General features: G+C 62.4%; 19 protein-coding genes. 7 read left to right on the forward strand and 12 right to left on the reverse strand.

The features are described from left to right. Positions 1-1713, reverse strand: a 1713-nt coding sequence (locus tag ACIQ2A_RS21665; protein ID WP_398483229.1) for a cation:proton antiporter, incomplete at its 3' end; no start/stop codon positions are given. Positions 1714-1862: 149 nt separating this feature from the next. Between ACIQ2A_RS21665 and ACIQ2A_RS21670 the strand changes: the two genes are divergently transcribed. Further along, positions 1863-3098: a PLP-dependent aminotransferase family protein gene (locus ACIQ2A_RS21670; RefSeq protein ID WP_398483231.1), complete on the forward strand. Its 1236-nt coding sequence runs from the start codon at positions 1863-1865 to the stop codon at positions 3096-3098. A gap of 143 nt (positions 3099-3241) precedes the next feature. Here ACIQ2A_RS21670 and ACIQ2A_RS21675 read toward each other — a convergent pair whose 3' ends face one another. Beyond that, on the reverse strand, positions 3242-4282 hold the full coding sequence (locus ACIQ2A_RS21675) for a lactonase family protein (RefSeq protein WP_398483233.1): 1041 nt from the start codon (positions 4280-4282) through the stop codon (positions 3242-3244). Positions 4283-4421: 139 nt separating this feature from the next. Next, a complete protein-coding gene (locus ACIQ2A_RS21680) occupies positions 4422-6713 on the reverse strand; it encodes a TonB-dependent receptor (protein WP_398483235.1) in 2292 nt (763 codons plus the stop codon). Between the two features lie 95 nt (positions 6714-6808). Between ACIQ2A_RS21680 and nikR the strand changes: the two genes are divergently transcribed. Beyond that, complete coding sequence (gene nikR, locus ACIQ2A_RS21685) at positions 6809-7249, forward strand: nickel-responsive transcriptional regulator NikR (RefSeq protein ID WP_398483237.1); 441 nt, start codon at positions 6809-6811, stop codon at positions 7247-7249. A 92-nt stretch (positions 7250-7341) separates the two neighbouring features. Then, complete coding sequence (locus tag ACIQ2A_RS21690) at positions 7342-8274, forward strand: MBL fold metallo-hydrolase (RefSeq protein WP_398483239.1); 933 nt, start codon at positions 7342-7344, stop codon at positions 8272-8274. Here the strand turns inward: ACIQ2A_RS21690 and ACIQ2A_RS21695 are convergent. From ACIQ2A_RS21695 to ACIQ2A_RS21705, 3 genes are all read right to left on the reverse strand, one after another. Next, a complete protein-coding gene (locus ACIQ2A_RS21695; RefSeq protein WP_398483242.1) occupies positions 8259-8420 on the reverse strand; it encodes a hypothetical protein in 162 nt (53 codons plus the stop codon). The genes ACIQ2A_RS21690 and ACIQ2A_RS21695 overlap by 16 nt on opposite strands. Then, a complete protein-coding gene (locus tag ACIQ2A_RS21700; RefSeq protein WP_398483244.1) occupies positions 8417-8650 on the reverse strand; it encodes a hypothetical protein in 234 nt (77 codons plus the stop codon). The genes ACIQ2A_RS21695 and ACIQ2A_RS21700 overlap by 4 nt, the downstream gene beginning before the upstream one ends. A gap of 61 nt (positions 8651-8711) precedes the next feature. Further along, positions 8712-9551, reverse strand: coding sequence for a DUF1499 domain-containing protein (locus ACIQ2A_RS21705; RefSeq protein WP_398483246.1), 840 nt, complete (start codon positions 9549-9551; stop codon positions 8712-8714). 256 nt (positions 9552-9807) lie between these two features. Here ACIQ2A_RS21705 and ACIQ2A_RS21710 point away from each other — a divergent pair, with 256 nt between their 5' ends. Then, on the forward strand, positions 9808-11418 hold the full coding sequence (locus ACIQ2A_RS21710; RefSeq protein ID WP_398483247.1) for an acyl-CoA synthetase: 1611 nt from the start codon (positions 9808-9810) through the stop codon (positions 11416-11418). A gap of 2 nt (positions 11419-11420) precedes the next feature. Here ACIQ2A_RS21710 and ACIQ2A_RS21715 read toward each other — a convergent pair whose 3' ends face one another. After that, positions 11421-11942 (reverse strand): SRPBCC family protein, encoded by a 522-nt coding sequence (locus ACIQ2A_RS21715; RefSeq protein WP_398483249.1) that lies wholly within the window; start codon positions 11940-11942, stop codon positions 11421-11423. 120 nt (positions 11943-12062) lie between these two features. Here ACIQ2A_RS21715 and ACIQ2A_RS21720 point away from each other — a divergent pair, with 120 nt between their 5' ends. Further along, positions 12063-12680 carry a LysE family translocator gene (locus ACIQ2A_RS21720; protein ID WP_398483251.1) on the forward strand — a complete coding sequence of 206 codons (618 nt, stop codon included), beginning with the start codon at positions 12063-12065 and terminating at the stop codon, positions 12678-12680. Here ACIQ2A_RS21720 and ACIQ2A_RS21725 read toward each other — a convergent pair whose 3' ends face one another. After that, positions 12681-13487: an N-formylglutamate amidohydrolase gene (locus tag ACIQ2A_RS21725; protein ID WP_398483253.1), complete on the reverse strand. Its 807-nt coding sequence runs from the start codon at positions 13485-13487 to the stop codon at positions 12681-12683. It lies immediately after the preceding gene. 127 nt (positions 13488-13614) lie between these two features. Between ACIQ2A_RS21725 and ACIQ2A_RS21730 the strand changes: the two genes are divergently transcribed. Further along, positions 13615-14010, forward strand: a complete 396-nt coding sequence (locus tag ACIQ2A_RS21730) for a gamma-glutamylcyclotransferase (protein WP_398483255.1) — start codon at positions 13615-13617, stop codon at positions 14008-14010. Here ACIQ2A_RS21730 and ACIQ2A_RS21735 read toward each other — a convergent pair. The 4 genes from ACIQ2A_RS21735 to ACIQ2A_RS21750 form a co-directional block, all read right to left on the reverse strand. After that, positions 14007-15224: an MFS transporter gene (locus tag ACIQ2A_RS21735; RefSeq protein ID WP_398483257.1), complete on the reverse strand. Its 1218-nt coding sequence runs from the start codon at positions 15222-15224 to the stop codon at positions 14007-14009. The two genes, ACIQ2A_RS21730 and ACIQ2A_RS21735, sit on opposite strands and share 4 nt — an antisense overlap. 118 nt (positions 15225-15342) lie before the next feature. Next, entirely contained in the window at positions 15343-15660 is a 318-nt protein-coding gene (locus ACIQ2A_RS21740; protein WP_398483259.1) for a BrnA antitoxin family protein, read from the reverse strand. Beyond that, positions 15602-15928, reverse strand: coding sequence for a BrnT family toxin (locus ACIQ2A_RS21745; protein WP_398483261.1), 327 nt, complete (start codon positions 15926-15928; stop codon positions 15602-15604). Before ACIQ2A_RS21745 ends, ACIQ2A_RS21740 begins: the two co-directional genes overlap by 59 nt. 97 nt (positions 15929-16025) lie before the next feature. Next, the gene (locus ACIQ2A_RS21750) at positions 16026-16580 is read right to left on the reverse strand and encodes a chlorite dismutase family protein (protein WP_398483263.1); all 555 of its coding nucleotides are present in this window, start codon (positions 16578-16580) and stop codon (positions 16026-16028) included. A gap of 268 nt (positions 16581-16848) precedes the next feature. On the opposite strand from ACIQ2A_RS21750, the gene dnaG reads away from it, so the two are divergent. Further along, positions 16849-17738, forward strand: an 890-nt coding sequence (dnaG, locus tag ACIQ2A_RS21755) for a DNA primase (protein WP_398483265.1), incomplete at its 3' end; no start/stop codon positions are given.

Raw genomic sequence — 17738 nt, forward strand, 5'->3', positions numbered from 1 at the left:
CCGTCGTTCCGCCAGCTGCGTATCCATTTCCGCCCGCTTGGCCTGGAGCAGGCCCTGATCCACCGCCTCGATCACCTCATACAGCGCCTTGGCGTCGCTCAGGCGGGTGACGGTGACGTAATCCGCGCCGGCTGCGTAGATATCCTCGACGTCCCGCAGCATATCCGCCGTCGAGATGATCTTCGCGGTCGGATTGATCGAGCGGACATGGCGCACCAGTTTCTCGTTATTGGCGCCCTTGAGCAGGGAATCCGGCACGCTGAGAATGATGATCTCGGCATGGCCGACACCGGCATGGACCAGCGTATCCACATTGCTGATATCGCCATAAACCACATGCAGGCCGCGCGCCACGAGGGTGCGATAGACGTTCGGATTGAAGTCCACCACGCTGATCTGGTCGAGCAGCTCCTTGTTCTCCTGCTCGATCTGGCTGAGCAGTGCCGAGGCGGTGCGGAAGAAGCCGAGGATGACGATGCGGCGGCATGCACCATGACCCTCCGCATGCTCGCTCTCGCCGGGCTGCCCGTGATCGAGATCGCGCAGGCCAAAGCCTTTGCAGACCGGGATGAACCAGCGGGTGATCCGGTCGCTCTGCATCATGGCGAAGGTCGAGAGCACTGCGAGCATCACAAAGGCGAAGGATGCCGCACTCGATGTTTCCTTGGTGATGTGGTTTGCCGCGATGCCAGTCTGCAGCACCACCAGCGAGAATTCGCTGATCTGCGCCAGATTCAGCGCCGGCAGCAGGCTGGCGCGCAGGCCCTGCTTCATCAGATAGAGCGGCGTGAACGTGGTGAGGAGACGGCTGACCACCGCGAAGATGGCGATCACCAATGCGAGCTTGACCGTGGCCAGGTCAGGCACCGGAATTGTCATGCCGACGCCCACAAAGAACAGCGTAATGAAGAAGTCCCGCAATGTCGTCACTTTGGCAGTGACGTCGAGCGCGTAAGGGAAAGTCGACAGCGCGACGCCGGCCACCAGCGAGCCCATTTCGCGCGACAGATGCAGGCGCTCGGCGATCTCGCCGATCAGGAAGCACCAGGCCAGGGCGCCCAGCATCACCAGTTCCGGCTGACGCGCGATCTGGTGAAACAGCGGCGGCAGCACATAGCGGCTCAGCACGAATGCAATCGCCACCAGCGCGCCGACGCGCCCCACGGACAGCAGCACGACGCCGATCTGCAGATTGTCGAGGCTGGGCTGGATCGCCAGAAACATGATGGCGAAGATGTCCTGGATCACCAGGACGCCGAGGGTGATGCGGCCGGGCAGCGTGTCGAGCTCGCGCTTCTCGTACAACACCTTGACGATCACGACCGTCGAGGACAGCGCGCAGGCCACCGCGAGATAGAGCGCATCGAAACCGCCGCCGCCGAGCTTGAGCCCGAGCGCCATGAAGAACGCGGCCCCCAGCACGCAGCCGGCAACCAGCTGCGCCCCGGCCGCGATCAGGATGACCTTACCGGCACGGATGATCTTCTTCAGATCGATCTCGAGCCCGATCATGAACAGCATGAAGATCAGGCCGAGTTCGGAGATCGTGGCGACGGACTCGTCCGACTTGACCCATCCGCTGCCGTAGGGTCCGATGATGAAGCCGGCGACCAGATAAGCAAGAATCAGCGGTTGCCGGAAGAAATGCGCAGCCAGCCCGATGGCCCATGCAAACAGGATACATAGGGTGATATCGCGGATAAGGTCGTGCATGCCCCTGCCAAATCTAGCTTTTCGCGCGGCACTGTAATGGTGCAGCGCGTGCGGGCAAAGGGGTAAATCCGGCTATCTGACATTGCACGACCGGGCCGTCCAACGAGGCGGCCCGAAGATGACAACATTGCTCGAGGGAGACGACGTCCATGACATCCGCACGGTTCGATTACGCACCACTTCTGCCCGCCGGTCTGCCGGCTGCGGCGGCCAGATGGACGGGTCTTGCCAAATACAGCTTCGTCGGCGGCAACAACGATGCCGAGCAGGTCCCGGTGGCTGACCTGAAGGCTGCGGCTGACGCTGTGCTGACCCGCGAAGGGCATACGCTCGCGACCTACGGGCTGGCGAGCGGGCCACAGGGCTATCTCCCGCTCCGCAATTTTGTCGCCGACAAGCTCAAGCGTGATGCCGGCATGACCTGCACGGCGGACGATATCCTGATGGTGTCCGGCTCGCTGCAGGCACTCGATCTGGTCAATCAGGCATTGCTCGCCCGCGGCGACACCGTGATCATCGAGCGCGACTGCTATCAGGGCTCGATCAACCGGCTGACCCGGATGGGCGTGAATATCGTCGGCATTCCGCTTGACGGCGACGGCATGCGGATCGACGCGCTCGCGGCTGCGCTGACGGACCTCAAAGCCAAAGGCATCCGGCCGAAATATATCTACACGATCCCGACCGTGCAGAACCCGACTGCGACGATCATGCCCGAGAGCAATCGCCGTGAATTGCTAAAGCTGTCGGCGCAATATGGCGTGCCGGTGTTTGAAGACGATTGCTATGCGGACCTGATCTGGGATCACAAGCGTCCACCGGCGATCCATGCGCTGGATACGACGGGGTGCGTGATCCATATCGGCTCGTTCTCGAAGTCGGTCGCGCCGGCTCTGCGCGTCGGCTACATCGTGGCGCCGTGGGAGATCATGTCGCGCATGCTGGCGCTGAAGACCGATGCGGGATCAGGCGCGCTCGAGCAGATGGTGCTGGCGGAATACAGCGTGCCGCATTTCGCCGCCCATGTGCCGAAGGCCACACGCGGACTGCGCGCCAAGCTCGAGACGCTGATGGATGCGCTGAACGAACAGTTCGGCACAGCGGCGGAGTTCGAGGAGCCCAAGGGCGGCATCTTCCTGTGGGTGAAACTGCCCGCCAATGTGGACGCGATGCAGCTCTATCAGGCGGCACTGAAGGCCGGCGTCTCGATCAATCCGGGGCCGGAATGGTCGGTGGACAAGGCGTATGCCCACAGCCACATCCGCATCTGTTTTGCGAGCCCGACGCATGCGGAGATCCGCGAAGGCATTGCGGTGCTGGCGGATGTGTGCCGGAAGGAATTCGGCGTGCCGGAGCGGATCGCGAATGTGACGCGGAACGGATAACTCCATCCCTCATGGTGAGGAGGCGCCCCTTGGCGCCGTCTCGAACCATGAGTTGGCCGGGCTCATAGTATGTGGCCATCCTTCGAGACGCCGCTGCGCGGCTCCTCAGGATGAGGCCGAACCCGAGACTGGCTCTCACCTGACTACGGGAGCGCAACAATCTCCACCCAATTCGGATTCTTCCCCATCGGCATGTCCTGCAGCTTGGTCAGCGCACCGGTCTTCTTGTCGATGGCGTAGCTTGTCATGCTGTTGGAGAGCTGCCCGACTGCCAGCAGATAACGCCCCGACGGATCGATCGCAAAACCACGCGGCTGTTTCTCCGTCGCGTAAGAGCCGATCGAGGTCAGCGCACCGGTCTTTGCATCCACGCGGAACGCAGCCAGCGTGCTGGTGGTGCGTTCGGAGGCATAGAGAAATTTGCCGTCCGGCGTCAGATGGATATCCGCCGCCCAGGGCTTGCCCGTAAAATCCTTCGGCAAGGCGCTGGCGACCTGCGTCTCCTTCTTCAGCGTCCCCGTCGTCGCATCCCACGGGAATACATAGATTGCCGCATCGAGTTCATTGAGCAGATAGACGAACTTCTTGTCCGGCGAGAACACCAGATGGCGCGGGCCGCCTTTGGCCTTTACGCTCACGGTCGGCGGTTCGTTGGGCGTCAGCTTACCGGCCTTGGTATCGAATTTCTGCTGATAGACGACATCGCCGCCCAGGCTCGTATGCAGCACATAGCGATTGGTGGGATCGACGATGATGGCATGGGCATTGGGTTGCGTATCGACGGTCTGCTGCGGCGCTGCGATCACGCCATTGGGGCCGATGGCATTCACGCTGACCTTGTTGCCGCCATAGCTGGCACTGAGCAGGAAGCGGCCGGTGCGGTCCACGGCGATATAGGCCATGGAGTCCGCGAGCGGCCCCGGACCCACAAGCTTCAGCTTGCCCGTCTTGGCATCGATGTCGAAGGTCACGGCCGTATAGGGCTCGTTGCGGAGCCCAGCATAGAGCCTGTGCTTCTCCGGGCTGATCGCCAGCGGCAGCGAGCCGCCCGGCTTCGTTGGTCCCGGCACCTTCACCGTCTCGACCGCCGACAGATCTCCGTTCGGCTTCAGCTCGAGGACGCTGATATCCTGGCTATCGGCATTGCCCACATAAACGAACGTCGCGGCGCTGGCTGAACTCATTGCGAATCCCGCGAGGATGCCAACCACAATGCCGATCCGATGACGTGCCTTGCGTGCATGCATTTTGTCCCCCTGATATTTTTGATTGGGGCGATGATGATACGCAACCTGCTTATCCGCAAGCTGCGCTGCGGCAAAGTCAGAATGCGCCGGCGACCGTGAGACGCAGCGCCAGCGGCTCCACCGGATGCAGGATGCGATCCATAATGCCGGTCTGGCACACGGCTGCAGGCGCGGTCGGCGCGCCGCCGCCGGTCGGAAAACAGGCCGCGAATAGCGAGTCCGTCTTCAATAGCGAGCCATAGGCGTAAGTGATCTGGTCCGACTTGCTATCGAGGATGTTGAAGGCATCGAGCTGGATGCGCCAGCCATTGTCGAAGCGATAGCCGACCTGGCCGTTGAGCAGGCCGGTGGCCGGTGAAATGAAGGCGGCATCCTCGGTGAGCGGACGCGGGCCGAAATAGCGATAGCGCAACGCGCCGAACCAGCCTTTGGCCTCGCCAATCCTTATGCCGGCAGAGGCGATCATGTTGGGCGCGCCGGGGATGAAATTGCCGGGGGCATTACCGATCTGCGAGGCGGGATAGCCGTCGAGCTCGGCATAGGCTGCGGCCTGATCCGCATTGCTGCCGCGAAACCGCGCACGGGTCATCGCGAGATCGGCCTCGACGCTGAGCCATGAGACCGGGCGGTAGTCATTGGTCCATTCGAAACCAATACGGCGGCTTGGCCGGCTGGCTTCGGTGTCGCCGGCATCGCCGACGAACAGGATTTCGGATGCCGACTCCAGCGTGAACAGTGCGATCGAACTGGTGAGGCCGGGAATGAGCTTGGTGCGCAGCCCGACTTCGGCACCGCGCGTCTTCACCAGAAATGGCGATGAGTCCACGGGCGAACCGTCGGATGGAGACTCCTTGATGGTCACGCCGCGGGCGTCATTGCTGTGAAAGCCTTCGCCGGCATTGATGAACAGCTCCGTCTTTGCGAAGGGACCGAAGACGAGCCCCGCCTTCGGGCTTCCGATGGTCGCATTCGCCGAGCCGGAATTGGCGGCATTGAACAGCGAGTTGACGCTCGCATTGTAGGTGTCGCCGCGCCAGCCGACATTGCTGCGCAACCAGTCGGTCCACCATGTGGTGTTCTGCACGAAGATGCCGGCGCTGCCTTCCCTGACGAGGTCGCTGCGCGTGGCCGAGAGATACTGCCGCTGCACGGTGTTGCCGAGCGAAACCCGGATGTTGTCGTAGCGGCTCTGCACGCCGATCTCGGTCTCTGTGCGGAAACCGCCGACATATCCCTTGAATGTGTGCGACGCATTGATGCCGCCCAGTACGCGGTCGTCATGCTGGTGAAACTGATCGCCATTGACGGGATCGCTCAGGAAGAACGTAAAATTATTCCACAGATTGAGCTTGCTCTTGATGGCGTAGAAATCGATCTTCGTCGCGCTGCTGCTCTCGCTGTCGCGGTAACGACCCGAAATCGAAAAGCGCTCGGCATTGCCGCCATCCGTGGGATCGAACGCGCCATAGAGGCCGATCTGGCCGTATGTGATCGCGCGCAGCGGCACCTGATCGGTGGAATTCCAGCGATTGGCATAGGCCATGCCGGTCAGCGAGAAGCCGTTCTCCGCCGTACCCTGGCTGTAGCGGACAGCAGCGTTGATCTTCTTGAGCTTGTCCGGATCGTCCCACGGCCCGTTATAGATATTGGCTTCGGCGGCGACGAGCAAATTGCCATCGCCGGCCTTGCCAGAGGTGACGCCGAAGGCACGGTTGTAACCGAAGCTGCCGGTGGTGATCGACGCCATGGTCCTGGCCACGCTGTCGATCAGGCTGACATGGATGGCGCCCACCGAGGAGAAGTCACCTTCATCGGCGAAATACGGACCCTTGCGGACATTGACCACGCTGATCAGTTCCGGGATCAGGAAATTCATGTCGGCATAACCCTGGCCATGGCCATGGCTGCGCATATTCACGGGCATTCCATCGACGGAGATGGCGAGATCGGTGCCGTGATCGAGATTCACGCCGCGCAGAAAATACTGGTTGGCTTTGCCGTCGCCGGAATGCTGGGTGATGATCAGGCCGGGCGCGACTTCGAGCGCTTCGGCGGGGCGGGACAGCGGCCGCGCATTGACCTCATTGCCGCTCACGTTCTTTTCGCTCGCCGCGCCGACGGGAAGCTGCGCGATACTGGCGCCGGGATTGATGCCGCTGGCGGCAGCGGCAGGCGCGGCAGTGCGCGGGGCACTGCGTCGCCCCTTGGCTACCGACGATGATTGTCTTGCGGCGGAGGCAATGCGCGGCTTCGGGGCATCCACCTCGACGGGCGACAGGATGGTGGCCGGTTGCCCCAGCGATATCGCCGGCACGGTCAGCAGGATGGCCAGCACCGTACCCGTCGATAGAAAGAGAGAGCGATGCATCGGTCGGTCGGCCGGGCTATGCTGGTGTCAACCGGAACACACTGACATGGCGAGTATGATGAAGTCAAAGATTCATCATACTTTGTGGAGGATGTATGCAGCGCATAACGATTACGCTCGACGATGATCTGATGGACAACCTTGATGCACTGATCGTCGAGCGCGACTATCAGAACCGCTCGGAGGCGATCCGCGATCTCGCCCGTGCCGGTATCCAGCAGGCCGCGCAGGAAAAGGGCAAATCCGGCGACTGCGTGGCGGCCCTGGTCTATGTCTATGACCACGCCCAGCGCGACCTGTCACGCCGGCTGGTGGACACCTATCATCATCACCACGATCTCTCACTGGCGACGCTGCATGTGCATCTCGATGGCGACAATTGCATGGAGATCACGGCACTGCGTGGCGCCGGCAAGGATGTGCAGCATTTCGCGGACCACATCATCGCCGAGCGTGGGGTGAAATATGGCCGCGTGGTGATGATGCCGACGGGCAAGAAGGCCGGCGGGAAACGGAAGCCGCATGTGCATGATTGAGCGTCGCGCATGGCAGGCGCGTTGCAGCGCCGTTTGCTTTCCGATGCCGTCTTGCTAGTCATCATGGGCAAGAACACCGGGAAGGACCGACCATGAGCGACAAGGACAACAGTGCCGGCGACGACATCCCGTTCAACCGGGACTATCCGCTGAAGCCCGGCGTGGTCGATCATGTCCGCCCCGGCGTGCGCCGTGTCCTGTGCAACAATCCGTCGCCCTTCACCTTCACCGGCACCAACAGCTACATTGTCGGCACCGGCAAGGTCGCCATCATCGATCCCGGCCCGGACAACGAAGCCCATGCGCAGGCGCTGCTCGACGCCGTGAAGGGCGAGACGGTGACGCATATCATCGTCACCCACACCCATAGCGATCACTCGCCCAACACCAGGCGCATCAAGGCTGCCACGGGCGCCACCGTCTATGCCGAAGGCCCGCACCGCGCCTCGCGCCCGCGCTTCGAGAGCGAGAAGCACTCGCCGGAATCCGGCGCGGATCGCGACTTCAGGCCGGATGTGCTCGTGCGCGATGGCGATGTCATCGAGGGCGATGGGTGGGCGCTGCAGGGCGTGGCGACGCCGGGCCACACCGCCAATCACATGGCGTTTTCCTGGCGCGAGAAGAACTGGCTGTTCGTCGCCGACCATGTGATGGGCTGGTCCACCTCCATCGTCGCACCGCCGGATGGGTCGATGATCGACTATATGGCGTCGCTGGAGAAGCTCGCGGCGCGGCCGGAAGATCTCTATTTCTCCGGCCACGGCCCGGACATTCCCGATGCCCAGCGCTTCGTCCGTTTCCTGATCCGCCACCGCAAGGCCCGCGAAGCCTCGATCCTGCATCGACTCGGCAAAGGCGAGGCGGATATCCCGACCATCGTGCGCGCGATCTATATCGGGCTGGATCCGCGCCTGTCAGGGGCGGCGGGCTATTCAGTGCTGGCGCATCTGGAGGATCTCGTCTCCCGCGGCGTGGTCGCGACGGAAGGCGATCCGGTGATCGGTGGACGCTATCGGGTGGCGTGAGGTGCCGGTTCGCGCGATTTGCGTTCAGCCTCGCGAGCGCGCGCAGTTTCTTCACGCAATTCCCGCGCGCCATAGCGCCCGATGGCCAACATGAAAATCACGCCGATCACGGGCATCATCACGGCAAAGAGGTCGAAGAAGGTCATTCTTCCAACTCCATGAGTTCGGCTCGCCCCGCAAAATGAAGAACTGCGCTCGCCGGCAAGCATATCACGGAAACGACGGCGACCAATGTCTCATCCATCGAACTGCTAAATCCGCCGACGATCCGCGCTACCGTCGGTGCCAGCACACCAACCGTAACGAAGGCGGCGGAAACCGAGTTGTACCATCCGGCCTTCAGTTTTTTCAGTTCGTTTCGAGCAGTCTTGCCCATGAATACAATTTAAGATTGTTTTTATATTTTGGCTACCCGAAATACCGCAGGCGCCGCCCCGCTATTTCTTCCCCTTCACCGCTGCCTTCGCGGCCGGTGTCGCCTTCGGCTTCGGCGCATTATCCACGGCCGTATTGATATCCTCGATCAGCTTCGTCACGCGCGATGCGTTGCTGCCGAGATCGCCTTCGAAGTAACGCGACGATGAGCGGATATCGACGCGCGAGCCTTCGCCGTCGGGTACGAAACGGATCGAGACATCTTCGCGAAAACCCATGATCGGGGTGCGCGCCACGGCCTCGATACGGCCGATGCGGCGCGGCGGCTGCGGCGGGCGCTCATCGATGACCAGCCATTTGCGCTTGTTCACCAGCGCCAGCGTCACCTCATAGGCACGCTGCACCGGCACCTCCAGCTCAATCGGCTCGATATCCGGATAGAAGCTGCGCTGCTGCTCGGCCGAATAGAGGCCGGCATAGACCGCGGAATTGGTGCCGTCGCCGCTGCGCAGCCGCGCCAGCGCCTCGAAGCGCGGCGGATCGATGGGGTCGGTGGTGATGTCGTGGATCTTCGGCAGTTTCTTGTACTGGTAAGCGAGATAGCCGGGATAAGCGAGGATCACGGCATCGAGCAGCAGCGCCACCAGGATCGCGCTCATGCCGCGCGAGCCGTTCTGCCAGATCGCCGCAAAGCCGGCGAGCGCCACCAGGATCGACAGGCCGGCCAGCCCGAGCGCGCCGAAAAAGGTCATCAGCGCCGGCTTCACCTCGAGGAACCCGAACCGCACGATGATGATGGAGACCAGTGCCGCGATGGCCGAGAACACCGCCAGCCGCCGCGCCCACAGCGCCAGGCTGGACATCGGCTCCGACTGATAGGCGGACGAAAACCTGCGGGCCATGAATCTTTTCTACCGGGGAAATGAGCGCGGAACCTGGACGCCTGAAGACCATGCCGGGGCGCGAAATTCAAGGCACTTTGGGCGCGGGACGATGCCGGAGTTTGCAGTTCCTCCCGTTTGAATCCTACAATCGCGGTCAAAACCAAGGCCTCACCCTGAGGAGCAGTCGTCTTCGACCGCGTCTCGAAGGGTGTGCAACACACTCATGGTTCGAAACGCGCAGGCCGCGCTCTTCACCATGAGGCAGGGAGTGCGAATGCTCACCGAGACCACCGATTACGACGCCCTCTATCGGGACTTCCACTGGGATGTCCCGGCGCGCTTCAATATCGCTGATGTCGCTTGCGATCGCCATGCCGATGGCTCCGGCCGCCTAGCGTTGATCTATGTGGACGAGGACCTTGGCACGCGAAAACTCTCCTTCGATGAGATCGCCTCTTTCTCGCGCCGCTTCGCCAATGTGCTGAAAGCTGATGGCTTGCAGCGCGGTGACCGCGTCGCGGTGTTTCTGTCGCAGTCCATCGAGCTTCCCGTCGCACATCTCGCCGCATTCCGCTCCGGCCTGGTATCTGTGCCGCTGTTCACTTTGTTCGGCGAAGACGCACTGGAATTCCGCCTCAACAATTCCGGCGCGCAGGCGGTCATCGCCGATGCCGGCGGCTATGAGAAGCTGAAGAAAATTCGCGAGCGGCTGCCGGCGCTCGAAGCGATCTATGTCATTGCCGACACGCCGCCTGAGGGAACGACATCCTTCTGGTCGGCGATCGAAGCCGCATCCGACGATTTCATGACCGTCGATACGTCCTGCGACGATCCCGCCATCATCATCTACACATCAGGCACCACAGGAAATCCCAAAGGCGCGCTGCATGCGCATCGGGTGCTGCTCGGCCACCTGCCCAATGTGGAGATGGTCCATGGCTTCTTCCCCAAGCCCGGCGATGTCTACTGGACACCGGCGGACTGGGCCTGGATCGGCGGGTTGTTCGATGCGCTGTTCCCGGCCTGGTATCACGGCGTTCCCGTGGTCGGTTATCGCGCGAAGAAATTCGAGCCGGATGCCGCCATGCGCCTGATGGCCGATCACGGCGTGCGCAACGTCTTCCTGCCGCCGACCGCGCTGAAGCTGATGCGGCAGGCCGATGTGAAACATCCCGGCGTCAAGCTGCGCAGCATCCTCACCGGCGGCGAGTCGCTCGGCGCTGAATTGCTCGACTGGGTGCGGAAAACCTTCGGCATCGATGCGCATGAGATCTATGGCCAGACCGAATGCAATCTCGTGGTGGGCAATAATGCAAAACTGTTTCCCATCAAGCCCGGCTCCATGGGCAAGCCGACACCGGGCTTCGATGTCCGCATCGTCAATGAGCAGGGCGAGGAATTGCCGCGTGGCGAGCGCGGCATTGTCGGTGTGCGCCAGCCCAATCCCTGTACCATGCTGCGCTATTGGCAGAACGAGGAAGGCACCGCCAGGAAATATGCCGGCGAATTCCTGCTCACTGGTGATCTCGGCATCCAGGATGATGACGGCTATTTCTGGTACGTCTCGCGCGAGGACGATGTCATCACCTCCGCCGGCTATCGCATCGGTCCGTCGGAGATCGAGCACACGCTGCTCAAGCATCCCGCCGTCGCGCTGTCAGCGGTGGTCGGCATTCCCGATCCAATCCGCACCGAGGCCGTGAAAGCGTGGATCGTGCTGCGGCCGGGCTATGAGCCCGGCGACAAGCTCGCCCGCGAGCTACAGGATTACGTCAAATCGCAACTCGCGGCCCACGAATATCCGCGTCACGTGGCGTTTGCTGAGTCACTACCGATGACCGCGACAGGGAAGGTGCTGCGCAGGGAATTGCGGGCGAGGGGATAGGTTCACTCGCCCGGCAGCTTGATCCCCAGCGCCTTCAACGCGGCCAGCATGCGTGTTGGCGGAGCCATGTCGATCCTCGCAACGCTGCCTGTTTCCAGCAGGCTCTTCAGGTTCGACAGGATCGCCGGCCAGCCAGAGCGTCCGCCGGACAGGATGTCGTCGCTGAGCGCGCGGTCCTGCGACTGCGTGAGCGTCAGTTTCACGGCCTCGCCGGCCGGCTCGATCTCGTAACTCACCAGCGTTGATCCCAGCGCCTCGACGAGCCCGGGCCAGTTGAGGTCGAACGTCACAGTGAGCTTGTGCGGTGGATCATATTCAATCACTTCGCCACCGATATGCAGCGCGCCATCCGGCATCAGCACGCGAAATGCGCCGCCGACTGTCTCGTCCACGACAACATCGAAGCCATGGAAATAGGCCCGGCTGAATTCGGCCGATGTCAGCGCCTGCCACACCCGCTCCGGCGTTGATGCGATATAGATCGTATAGACGATGGCGGGCGTGAACTTCGCGGTATCGATCATGGCATCCGTCCCCTGGTCGCGGCGACAGGCAAGCAAATGAAAGCGCGGACCGCAAGGCGTTTTGCGTCGGCTTCAGGGTCTGCTACGCTTGGGTGATAACAAGACCGACCGGAAACGCTGATGTCCCTGCAAGTCTATCTCACTTTTGTCGTCGCCTGCATCGCGCTGGCCTTGCTGCCCGGCCCGAATGTCACGCTGGTGATCGCCAATGGCCTGCGCTACGGCACGCGCGCGGCGCTGGTGACGATCGCGGGGACGCAGGTTGGCCTCGCTGTCGTCATCGCCATCGTCGCCTTCGGCCTCACCACCATGATGGCCACCATGGGCTACTGGTTCGATTGGGTGCGCTTCCTTGGCGCGGCCTATCTCGTCTGGCTCGGCATCAAGCTGGTGCGTGCGCCCATCGAAGGGATCGATACCGATGCGCCGCCGGCACCGCCACGTGGCGGCTTCTTCCTGCAGGGGCTGGCGGTCCTGCTCAGCAATCCGAAAGTGCTGGTGTTCTTCGGCGCCTTCATCCCGCAATTCGTCGATCTCGACCAGAACCACTTTTTGCAGGTCGGCATTCTCGGCGCCACCTTCATGGTCGCCGCTGGTGTCACCGATGTCATCTATGCCGTCGCCGCCGGCCGTGCGCGAAAGTTTTTCTCGGCGCGGCGCACGCGATTGCTGTCGCGCATCTCTGGCGGCTTCATGATCGGCGGTGGCGTCTGGCTGGCGCTCACACGGGCGCGTTGATCACGCGTGCGACGCCCGCGGCGTCACCAGCGTCGCCGCGATCTCGGTGAAGATGCGGACCAATCGCTCGGCCCATTCCACTTGGCCGCTCTCATCCGTGATCAGGTCCTGCCGGATCTCGATGCCCGTATTCATCAGTCCGCGCTGTTCGCCATGGACGGGGATCGTGTAGTCGGTGGCATCGGAGACCGCATAGGGCTCGTTGTCGCCCACCACCAGATCGCCCTCGGCGCGCAGATGCTGCAGCAATAAAGGCGGCAGCGTGCGGTCATGCTGATACAGCGTGCCGATGTGCCAGGGGCGCTGGATGCCGGCATAGACCGGCGTAAAGCTGTGCAGCGACATCAGCACCGTTGGCTGCCCCGCCGCCAGCCGCGCATCGATCACCGCATCGATACGCTGGTGATACGGATCGAAGAACAATTCGCGCCGGCGCACTTTGGCCTCCTGTGTGAGGCCATCATTGCCGGGAATCGTGGTGGCCTCGCTGATCAGCGGGATGGAACTGACGGCCTCCGGCGGCCGGTTGCAGTCGATCACCAGGCGCGAATAGCGCTGGGCGATGAGATGCGCGTTCATCGCCGTCGCCACGCGCTCGGCCACACCGGCGATGCCGATGTCCCAGGCAATGTGTCGGGTGAGCTCGCTGGAAGGCAATCCGAGATCGCCGAGCATGCGCGGGATGATGCGGCCATAATGGTCGCTGGTGAACAGGAAGGGCGAGGCGCTGTCCGGGTTCAGGTCATGAACCGGATCGACCTCGTCGGCATCCAGGCGCAGTTCGGCGGCGGCGTGGTCCAATGACATATCCCGTGATCGCGATCATGATTCCCGCATAATATAGCGCAGGGATCGCGCAAATGAATGTGCGGTGGACGCGCATTTGGCGATACGATCCGCCTGCGGGTCAGGGTTTTACAGTTCGAAGGGCACGATGTCGGATCTGATTTTCGTTTATGGCACCCTGATGCGCGGTTTCGATCATCCGATGTCGAAGCTGCTGGCATCATCCGCAGATTTTCTCGGCGACGCCTCATGCGGCGGCAGGCTTTACATGATCACCCATTATCCGGGCCTGCTCCATGCAGCCGCCGAGGCCGACATCGTTCATGGCGATCTGTTCCGGATGCGCGATCCCGACACGCTGCTCGCCGTGCTCGACGATTACGAGAGTATCGGACCGGAGCAGGAAGAGCCCATGCTCTATCTGCGCGAACTGCTGCCGGTGACGCTCGGTGACGGCAGCGTCGTGCAGGCGTGGACCTATATCTACAACCGCCCCGTGGATGAGGCGAAGCGCCTCGCGTCCGGCCGTTTCCTCGCGCCCTAGCTCCGCTTCGTCCGGCTTGCCACTTCCAGCCCGAACAGCGCCAGTGCCAGCAGTGACGCGCCCATGCCGATGACGGCGATCATCGTCGTGCCGCCACGCGCAACGGCAAATCCGCTGAAGCCCGAACCAACGGCGCCGCCGAAAAAGGCGCCGGCCAGGAAGAGCGCGTTGAGCCTGCTGCGCGTGGCCGACGCCAGCGCATAGATCGCGCGCTGACCGGCCACCACATTGCTCTGGGTTCCCGCATCGATCAGAATGCCCGCGATCACGAACAGGATCACAGCGGTGGCGCCGCCTGCATGCCCCCCGATCCAGGTCACCACGAAGCTCGCCAGTACCAGCAACATGGCGGTCACCGTCACGAGATCGCCGCGGCCGTGATCGGCGAGCTTGCCGGCCCAGGGTGCGATCAGCGCACCGCCGGCACCGGAGAGCAGGAAGGCTGACATGGCGATGTGTCCGAACGAGAAGGGCGCTTGCTCCAGCACCAGCGGCATCGCCGTCCAGAACAGGCTGAATGAGCCATAGAGCAGGCATTGATAGGTCGCGCGTTGCTGCAGCACGCGGGTGGTCAATGCCAGCGTCCACAATGAGCGGATCAGTCGCACATAGGTCAGGCTGTGCTCGGGCTGGCGCCGCGGCAGCGTGATCGTCATCAAGACGAGCACGCCGCACATCAGCGCCGCCGACATCACGAACACCGCGCGCCAGCCGAACGAGCCGGCCACCATGGTCGCAAGCGGCCGCGACAGCAGGATGCCGAACAGCAATCCGCTCATGACGGTGCCGACGATCTGTCCGCGCCGCCGTTCCGGTGCGAGATGCGCGACCACCGGCAGGATCATCTGTGTGGCGACAGCCGTGAGGCCGACCAGCATCGTCGATGCGATGAACACGCCGGCACTCGGTGCCGCGGCCGCGATCAGCAGGCTCACGACCAGCGCGCCCAGCGTGGTCAGGATCAGCGCCTTGTTTTCGACGAGATCGCCAAGCGGCGCGAGAAACAACAGGCCAAGCACATAGCCGAACATCACCATGGTCAGCATCACGCCGGCGCTCGACAAATCGAGGCCAAAACTCTCGCTGATCGGACCGACCAGCGGCTGCGCGTAATAGATATTGGCGACGGTGATGCCGCAGGCGATGGCAAATGCGAGGATCAGCCAGCCGCCGGGACCTTCGGCAGAAGCGTGGTGTTCGGCAGGAGAGGGCATGGAGACTTTCAGGCGGGCGGGAGGGCTGATCCGATATGACCCATGCCTAGCCCCACTGTAAGACTCCATCTTGGATGGGAGCCATGCAGGTTGGATGTTCGTGCCGGAACGCAGAAGCTCAGGCGCGTTTTTTAGGCTTGGCTGCCTGCTCCATATAAGAGCGCAGGACCGCGTTCATGCGGCGCTGGTAGCCATCGCCCTCGCGTTTGAAGAAAGCGAGCACGTCTTCATCGATCCGGATGGATATCGCTTTTTTCTTTGTGGGTACGATAAGTACCGCTTTCGACCAGTCGATATCTTCGATCCCTTCCCAATCGGGGTCGTTGGCGATGGCTGCTTCAATGTCTTTATCCGTCATCGCATCGAAGCGAGCCCAGTCAGTCTTCCCCTTGCGGCGATCGCCCCATTTGCGCGTTACGATATGCTCTTTCTTCATTCGGTCTGGGATGGCGCGCTGAGATGATCCGGATTGAATCGTTTCGACGCGCAAAAATCGTCGAAATGATCCGGCCGTTGACCTCTCCTATAGCGATCCATCGCTCCTCATCGTTGCGGGGTGAGCGCCGAACGAGGGTCGGTGAGTAAAACATCTCACTCGCGTCCTCGAAACTGATCCCATGTTTTGCGACATTCGCCTGGCTCTTACGATCGTCCCACTCGAAGCCGTCAAGCGCGAGAAGTTCGAGGGCGTCGTCATCGGACATGTGTCGTCACCATCACAGGGGTTCAGCAGTTGGCTCTCTCCTGACAGGTGACCACAATTGACCGATATTTAGAGTGTATATACAATCGTATTTTTCGTCAACCCGTCCTTGCCAGCCTCACATCCACTTCGCGCTCCACGAACTGCCATTCCTCGCTCTCGCGTAGCATGGCCACCAGCTCCTCGAACCGCTCGGCATGAGCTGGCGCATATTCGAACCAGGTGAGGAAATCGAACGGGCCGCCGAGATCGCGGGAATGATAGAGTTGGCGCGCGATCGCCGGCAGGTATTTCAGGCTGTCGGCGATATGGCGGGACTTGTCCTCGAAAATCCGGCGCCGCTCGTTCTGGCTCATCAGCCACCACGCGCTGGTCTTGCGGATCGGGATCAGCGCCGCGCAGGTCGCCTCGGGGCGGCCGAGCCCGGCCTGCACCTTGTTGAGCGCAATCTTCTCCAGCCGCTCCACATAGCGGACATGGCTGGCGACGCCGATCAGCCGCCACGAGCTGCTCGATGGCGCCGGCGGCAGCGAAATGGCGTCGGCATGGGTGACGGACAATGCGGGCATGGTCGGCAGCGTCTCGCCCGTCACGGGCGCGACGGAGAGCACCCGCCACGTGCCGGTCTGGCCACCTCGGAAAGTCGTGAACATGGGGCTTGTTAAAAGGGGAACTGCGGAGAATTCAAGGGCAACATTTGGCCACGCACTCAGCCCTCATGGTGAGGAGGCGCGCAGCGCCGTCTCGAACCATGAGCTCGCCTGGCTCCTGAGCGCGCGGCCATCCTTCGAGACGTGCGCCTTTGGCGCACTCCTCAGGATGAGGGCAGAGAGAGGCTGGCGATGGTTCCCCTGTGGATACCGGGCTTCATCCGGCAATAACTAGCCATCCCGCCCATTCACCCTATATGCCTAAGCCATCATGCGTTTCACGCCCCATTTCCTCGAAGAACTGCGCGCCCGGCTTCCGGTTTCGGAAGTCGTGAGCAAACGCGTCAAGCTGAAGAAGGCGGGGCGGGAGTGGAAGGGGCTGTCGCCGTTCCATCAGGAGAAGACGCCGTCCTTCACGGTGAACGACCAGAAGCAGTTTTACCACGACTTCTCCACCGGCAAGCACGGCAACATCTTTGATTTCGTGATGGAGACCGAAGGCGTCGGTTTCGTCGAGGCCGTCGAGCGGCTCGCCTCCATGGCGGGCATGCCGATCCCTGCGGCCACGCCCGATGCCGCACGGCAGGAGCAGCGCCGCAAGACGCTGCACGACGTCATGGAGATCGCCGCAAAATTCTTCCAGGACACGCTGACCTCGCGCCATGGCGCACAGGCGCGCGGCTATCTCGCCGATCGCGGTATAGGCCCGCAGACCCAGCTCCAGTTCCGCATGGGCTATGCGCCGGAAGATCGTTTCGCGCTGAAGGAGCATCTTGGTGCTGCCGGCATTCCCGTGCCCGACATGATCGAGACCGGCATGCTGATCGGCGGCGACGACATCCCGGTGCCCTATGATCGCTTCCGGGATCGCGTGATGTTTCCCATCACCGATGCCCGCGGCCGCATCATTGCCTTTGGCGGCCGCGCGCTGAAGAAGGACGTGCCGGCAAAATACCTGAATTCGCCGGAAACGCCGCTCTTCCGCAAAGGCGACAATCTCTACAATTTCCCCATGGCCCGCAAAGCCGCCCATGACGGCGCGCCCATCATCGTGGTGGAAGGCTATGTGGACGTCATCGCCATGGTCGGCGTCGGCTTCCCCGGCGCGGTCGCGCCGCTCGGCACCGCGCTCACCGAAAACCAGTTGCAGCTGCTATGGAA

Origin of the sequence: Tardiphaga sp. (assembly GCF_044336785.1) — a bacterium.
Lineage (GTDB): Bacteria > Pseudomonadota > Alphaproteobacteria > Rhizobiales > Xanthobacteraceae > Tardiphaga.

Excerpts from the sequence above, each read along its gene's own strand:
- ACIQ2A_RS21670 (WP_398483231.1), top strand. The coding sequence starts at position 1,863 with ATGACATCCGCACGGTTCGATTACGCACCACTTCTGCCCGCCGGTCTG.
- ACIQ2A_RS21675 (WP_398483233.1), bottom strand. The coding sequence starts at position 4,282 with ATGAGTTCAGCCAGCGCCGCGACGTTCGTTTATGTGGGCAATGCCGAT.
- ACIQ2A_RS21680 (WP_398483235.1), bottom strand. The coding sequence starts at position 6,713 with ATGCATCGCTCTCTCTTTCTATCGACGGGTACGGTGCTGGCCATCCTG.
- nikR (WP_398483237.1), top strand. The coding sequence starts at position 6,809 with ATGCAGCGCATAACGATTACGCTCGACGATGATCTGATGGACAACCTT.
- ACIQ2A_RS21690 (WP_398483239.1), top strand. The coding sequence starts at position 7,342 with ATGAGCGACAAGGACAACAGTGCCGGCGACGACATCCCGTTCAACCGG.
- ACIQ2A_RS21695 (WP_398483242.1), bottom strand. The coding sequence starts at position 8,420 with ATGACCTTCTTCGACCTCTTTGCCGTGATGATGCCCGTGATCGGCGTG.
- ACIQ2A_RS21700 (WP_398483244.1), bottom strand. The coding sequence starts at position 8,650 with ATGGGCAAGACTGCTCGAAACGAACTGAAAAAACTGAAGGCCGGATGG.
- ACIQ2A_RS21705 (WP_398483246.1), bottom strand. The coding sequence starts at position 9,551 with ATGGCCCGCAGGTTTTCGTCCGCCTATCAGTCGGAGCCGATGTCCAGC.
- ACIQ2A_RS21710 (WP_398483247.1), top strand. The coding sequence starts at position 9,808 with ATGCTCACCGAGACCACCGATTACGACGCCCTCTATCGGGACTTCCAC.
- ACIQ2A_RS21715 (WP_398483249.1), bottom strand. The coding sequence starts at position 11,942 with ATGATCGATACCGCGAAGTTCACGCCCGCCATCGTCTATACGATCTAT.
- ACIQ2A_RS21720 (WP_398483251.1), top strand. The coding sequence starts at position 12,063 with ATGTCCCTGCAAGTCTATCTCACTTTTGTCGTCGCCTGCATCGCGCTG.
- ACIQ2A_RS21725 (WP_398483253.1), bottom strand. The coding sequence starts at position 13,487 with ATGTCATTGGACCACGCCGCCGCCGAACTGCGCCTGGATGCCGACGAG.
- ACIQ2A_RS21730 (WP_398483255.1), top strand. The coding sequence starts at position 13,615 with ATGTCGGATCTGATTTTCGTTTATGGCACCCTGATGCGCGGTTTCGAT.
- ACIQ2A_RS21735 (WP_398483257.1), bottom strand. The coding sequence starts at position 15,224 with ATGCCCTCTCCTGCCGAACACCACGCTTCTGCCGAAGGTCCCGGCGGC.
- ACIQ2A_RS21740 (WP_398483259.1), bottom strand. The coding sequence starts at position 15,660 with ATGAAGAAAGAGCATATCGTAACGCGCAAATGGGGCGATCGCCGCAAG.
- ACIQ2A_RS21745 (WP_398483261.1), bottom strand. The coding sequence starts at position 15,928 with ATGTCCGATGACGACGCCCTCGAACTTCTCGCGCTTGACGGCTTCGAG.
- ACIQ2A_RS21750 (WP_398483263.1), bottom strand. The coding sequence starts at position 16,580 with ATGTTCACGACTTTCCGAGGTGGCCAGACCGGCACGTGGCGGGTGCTC.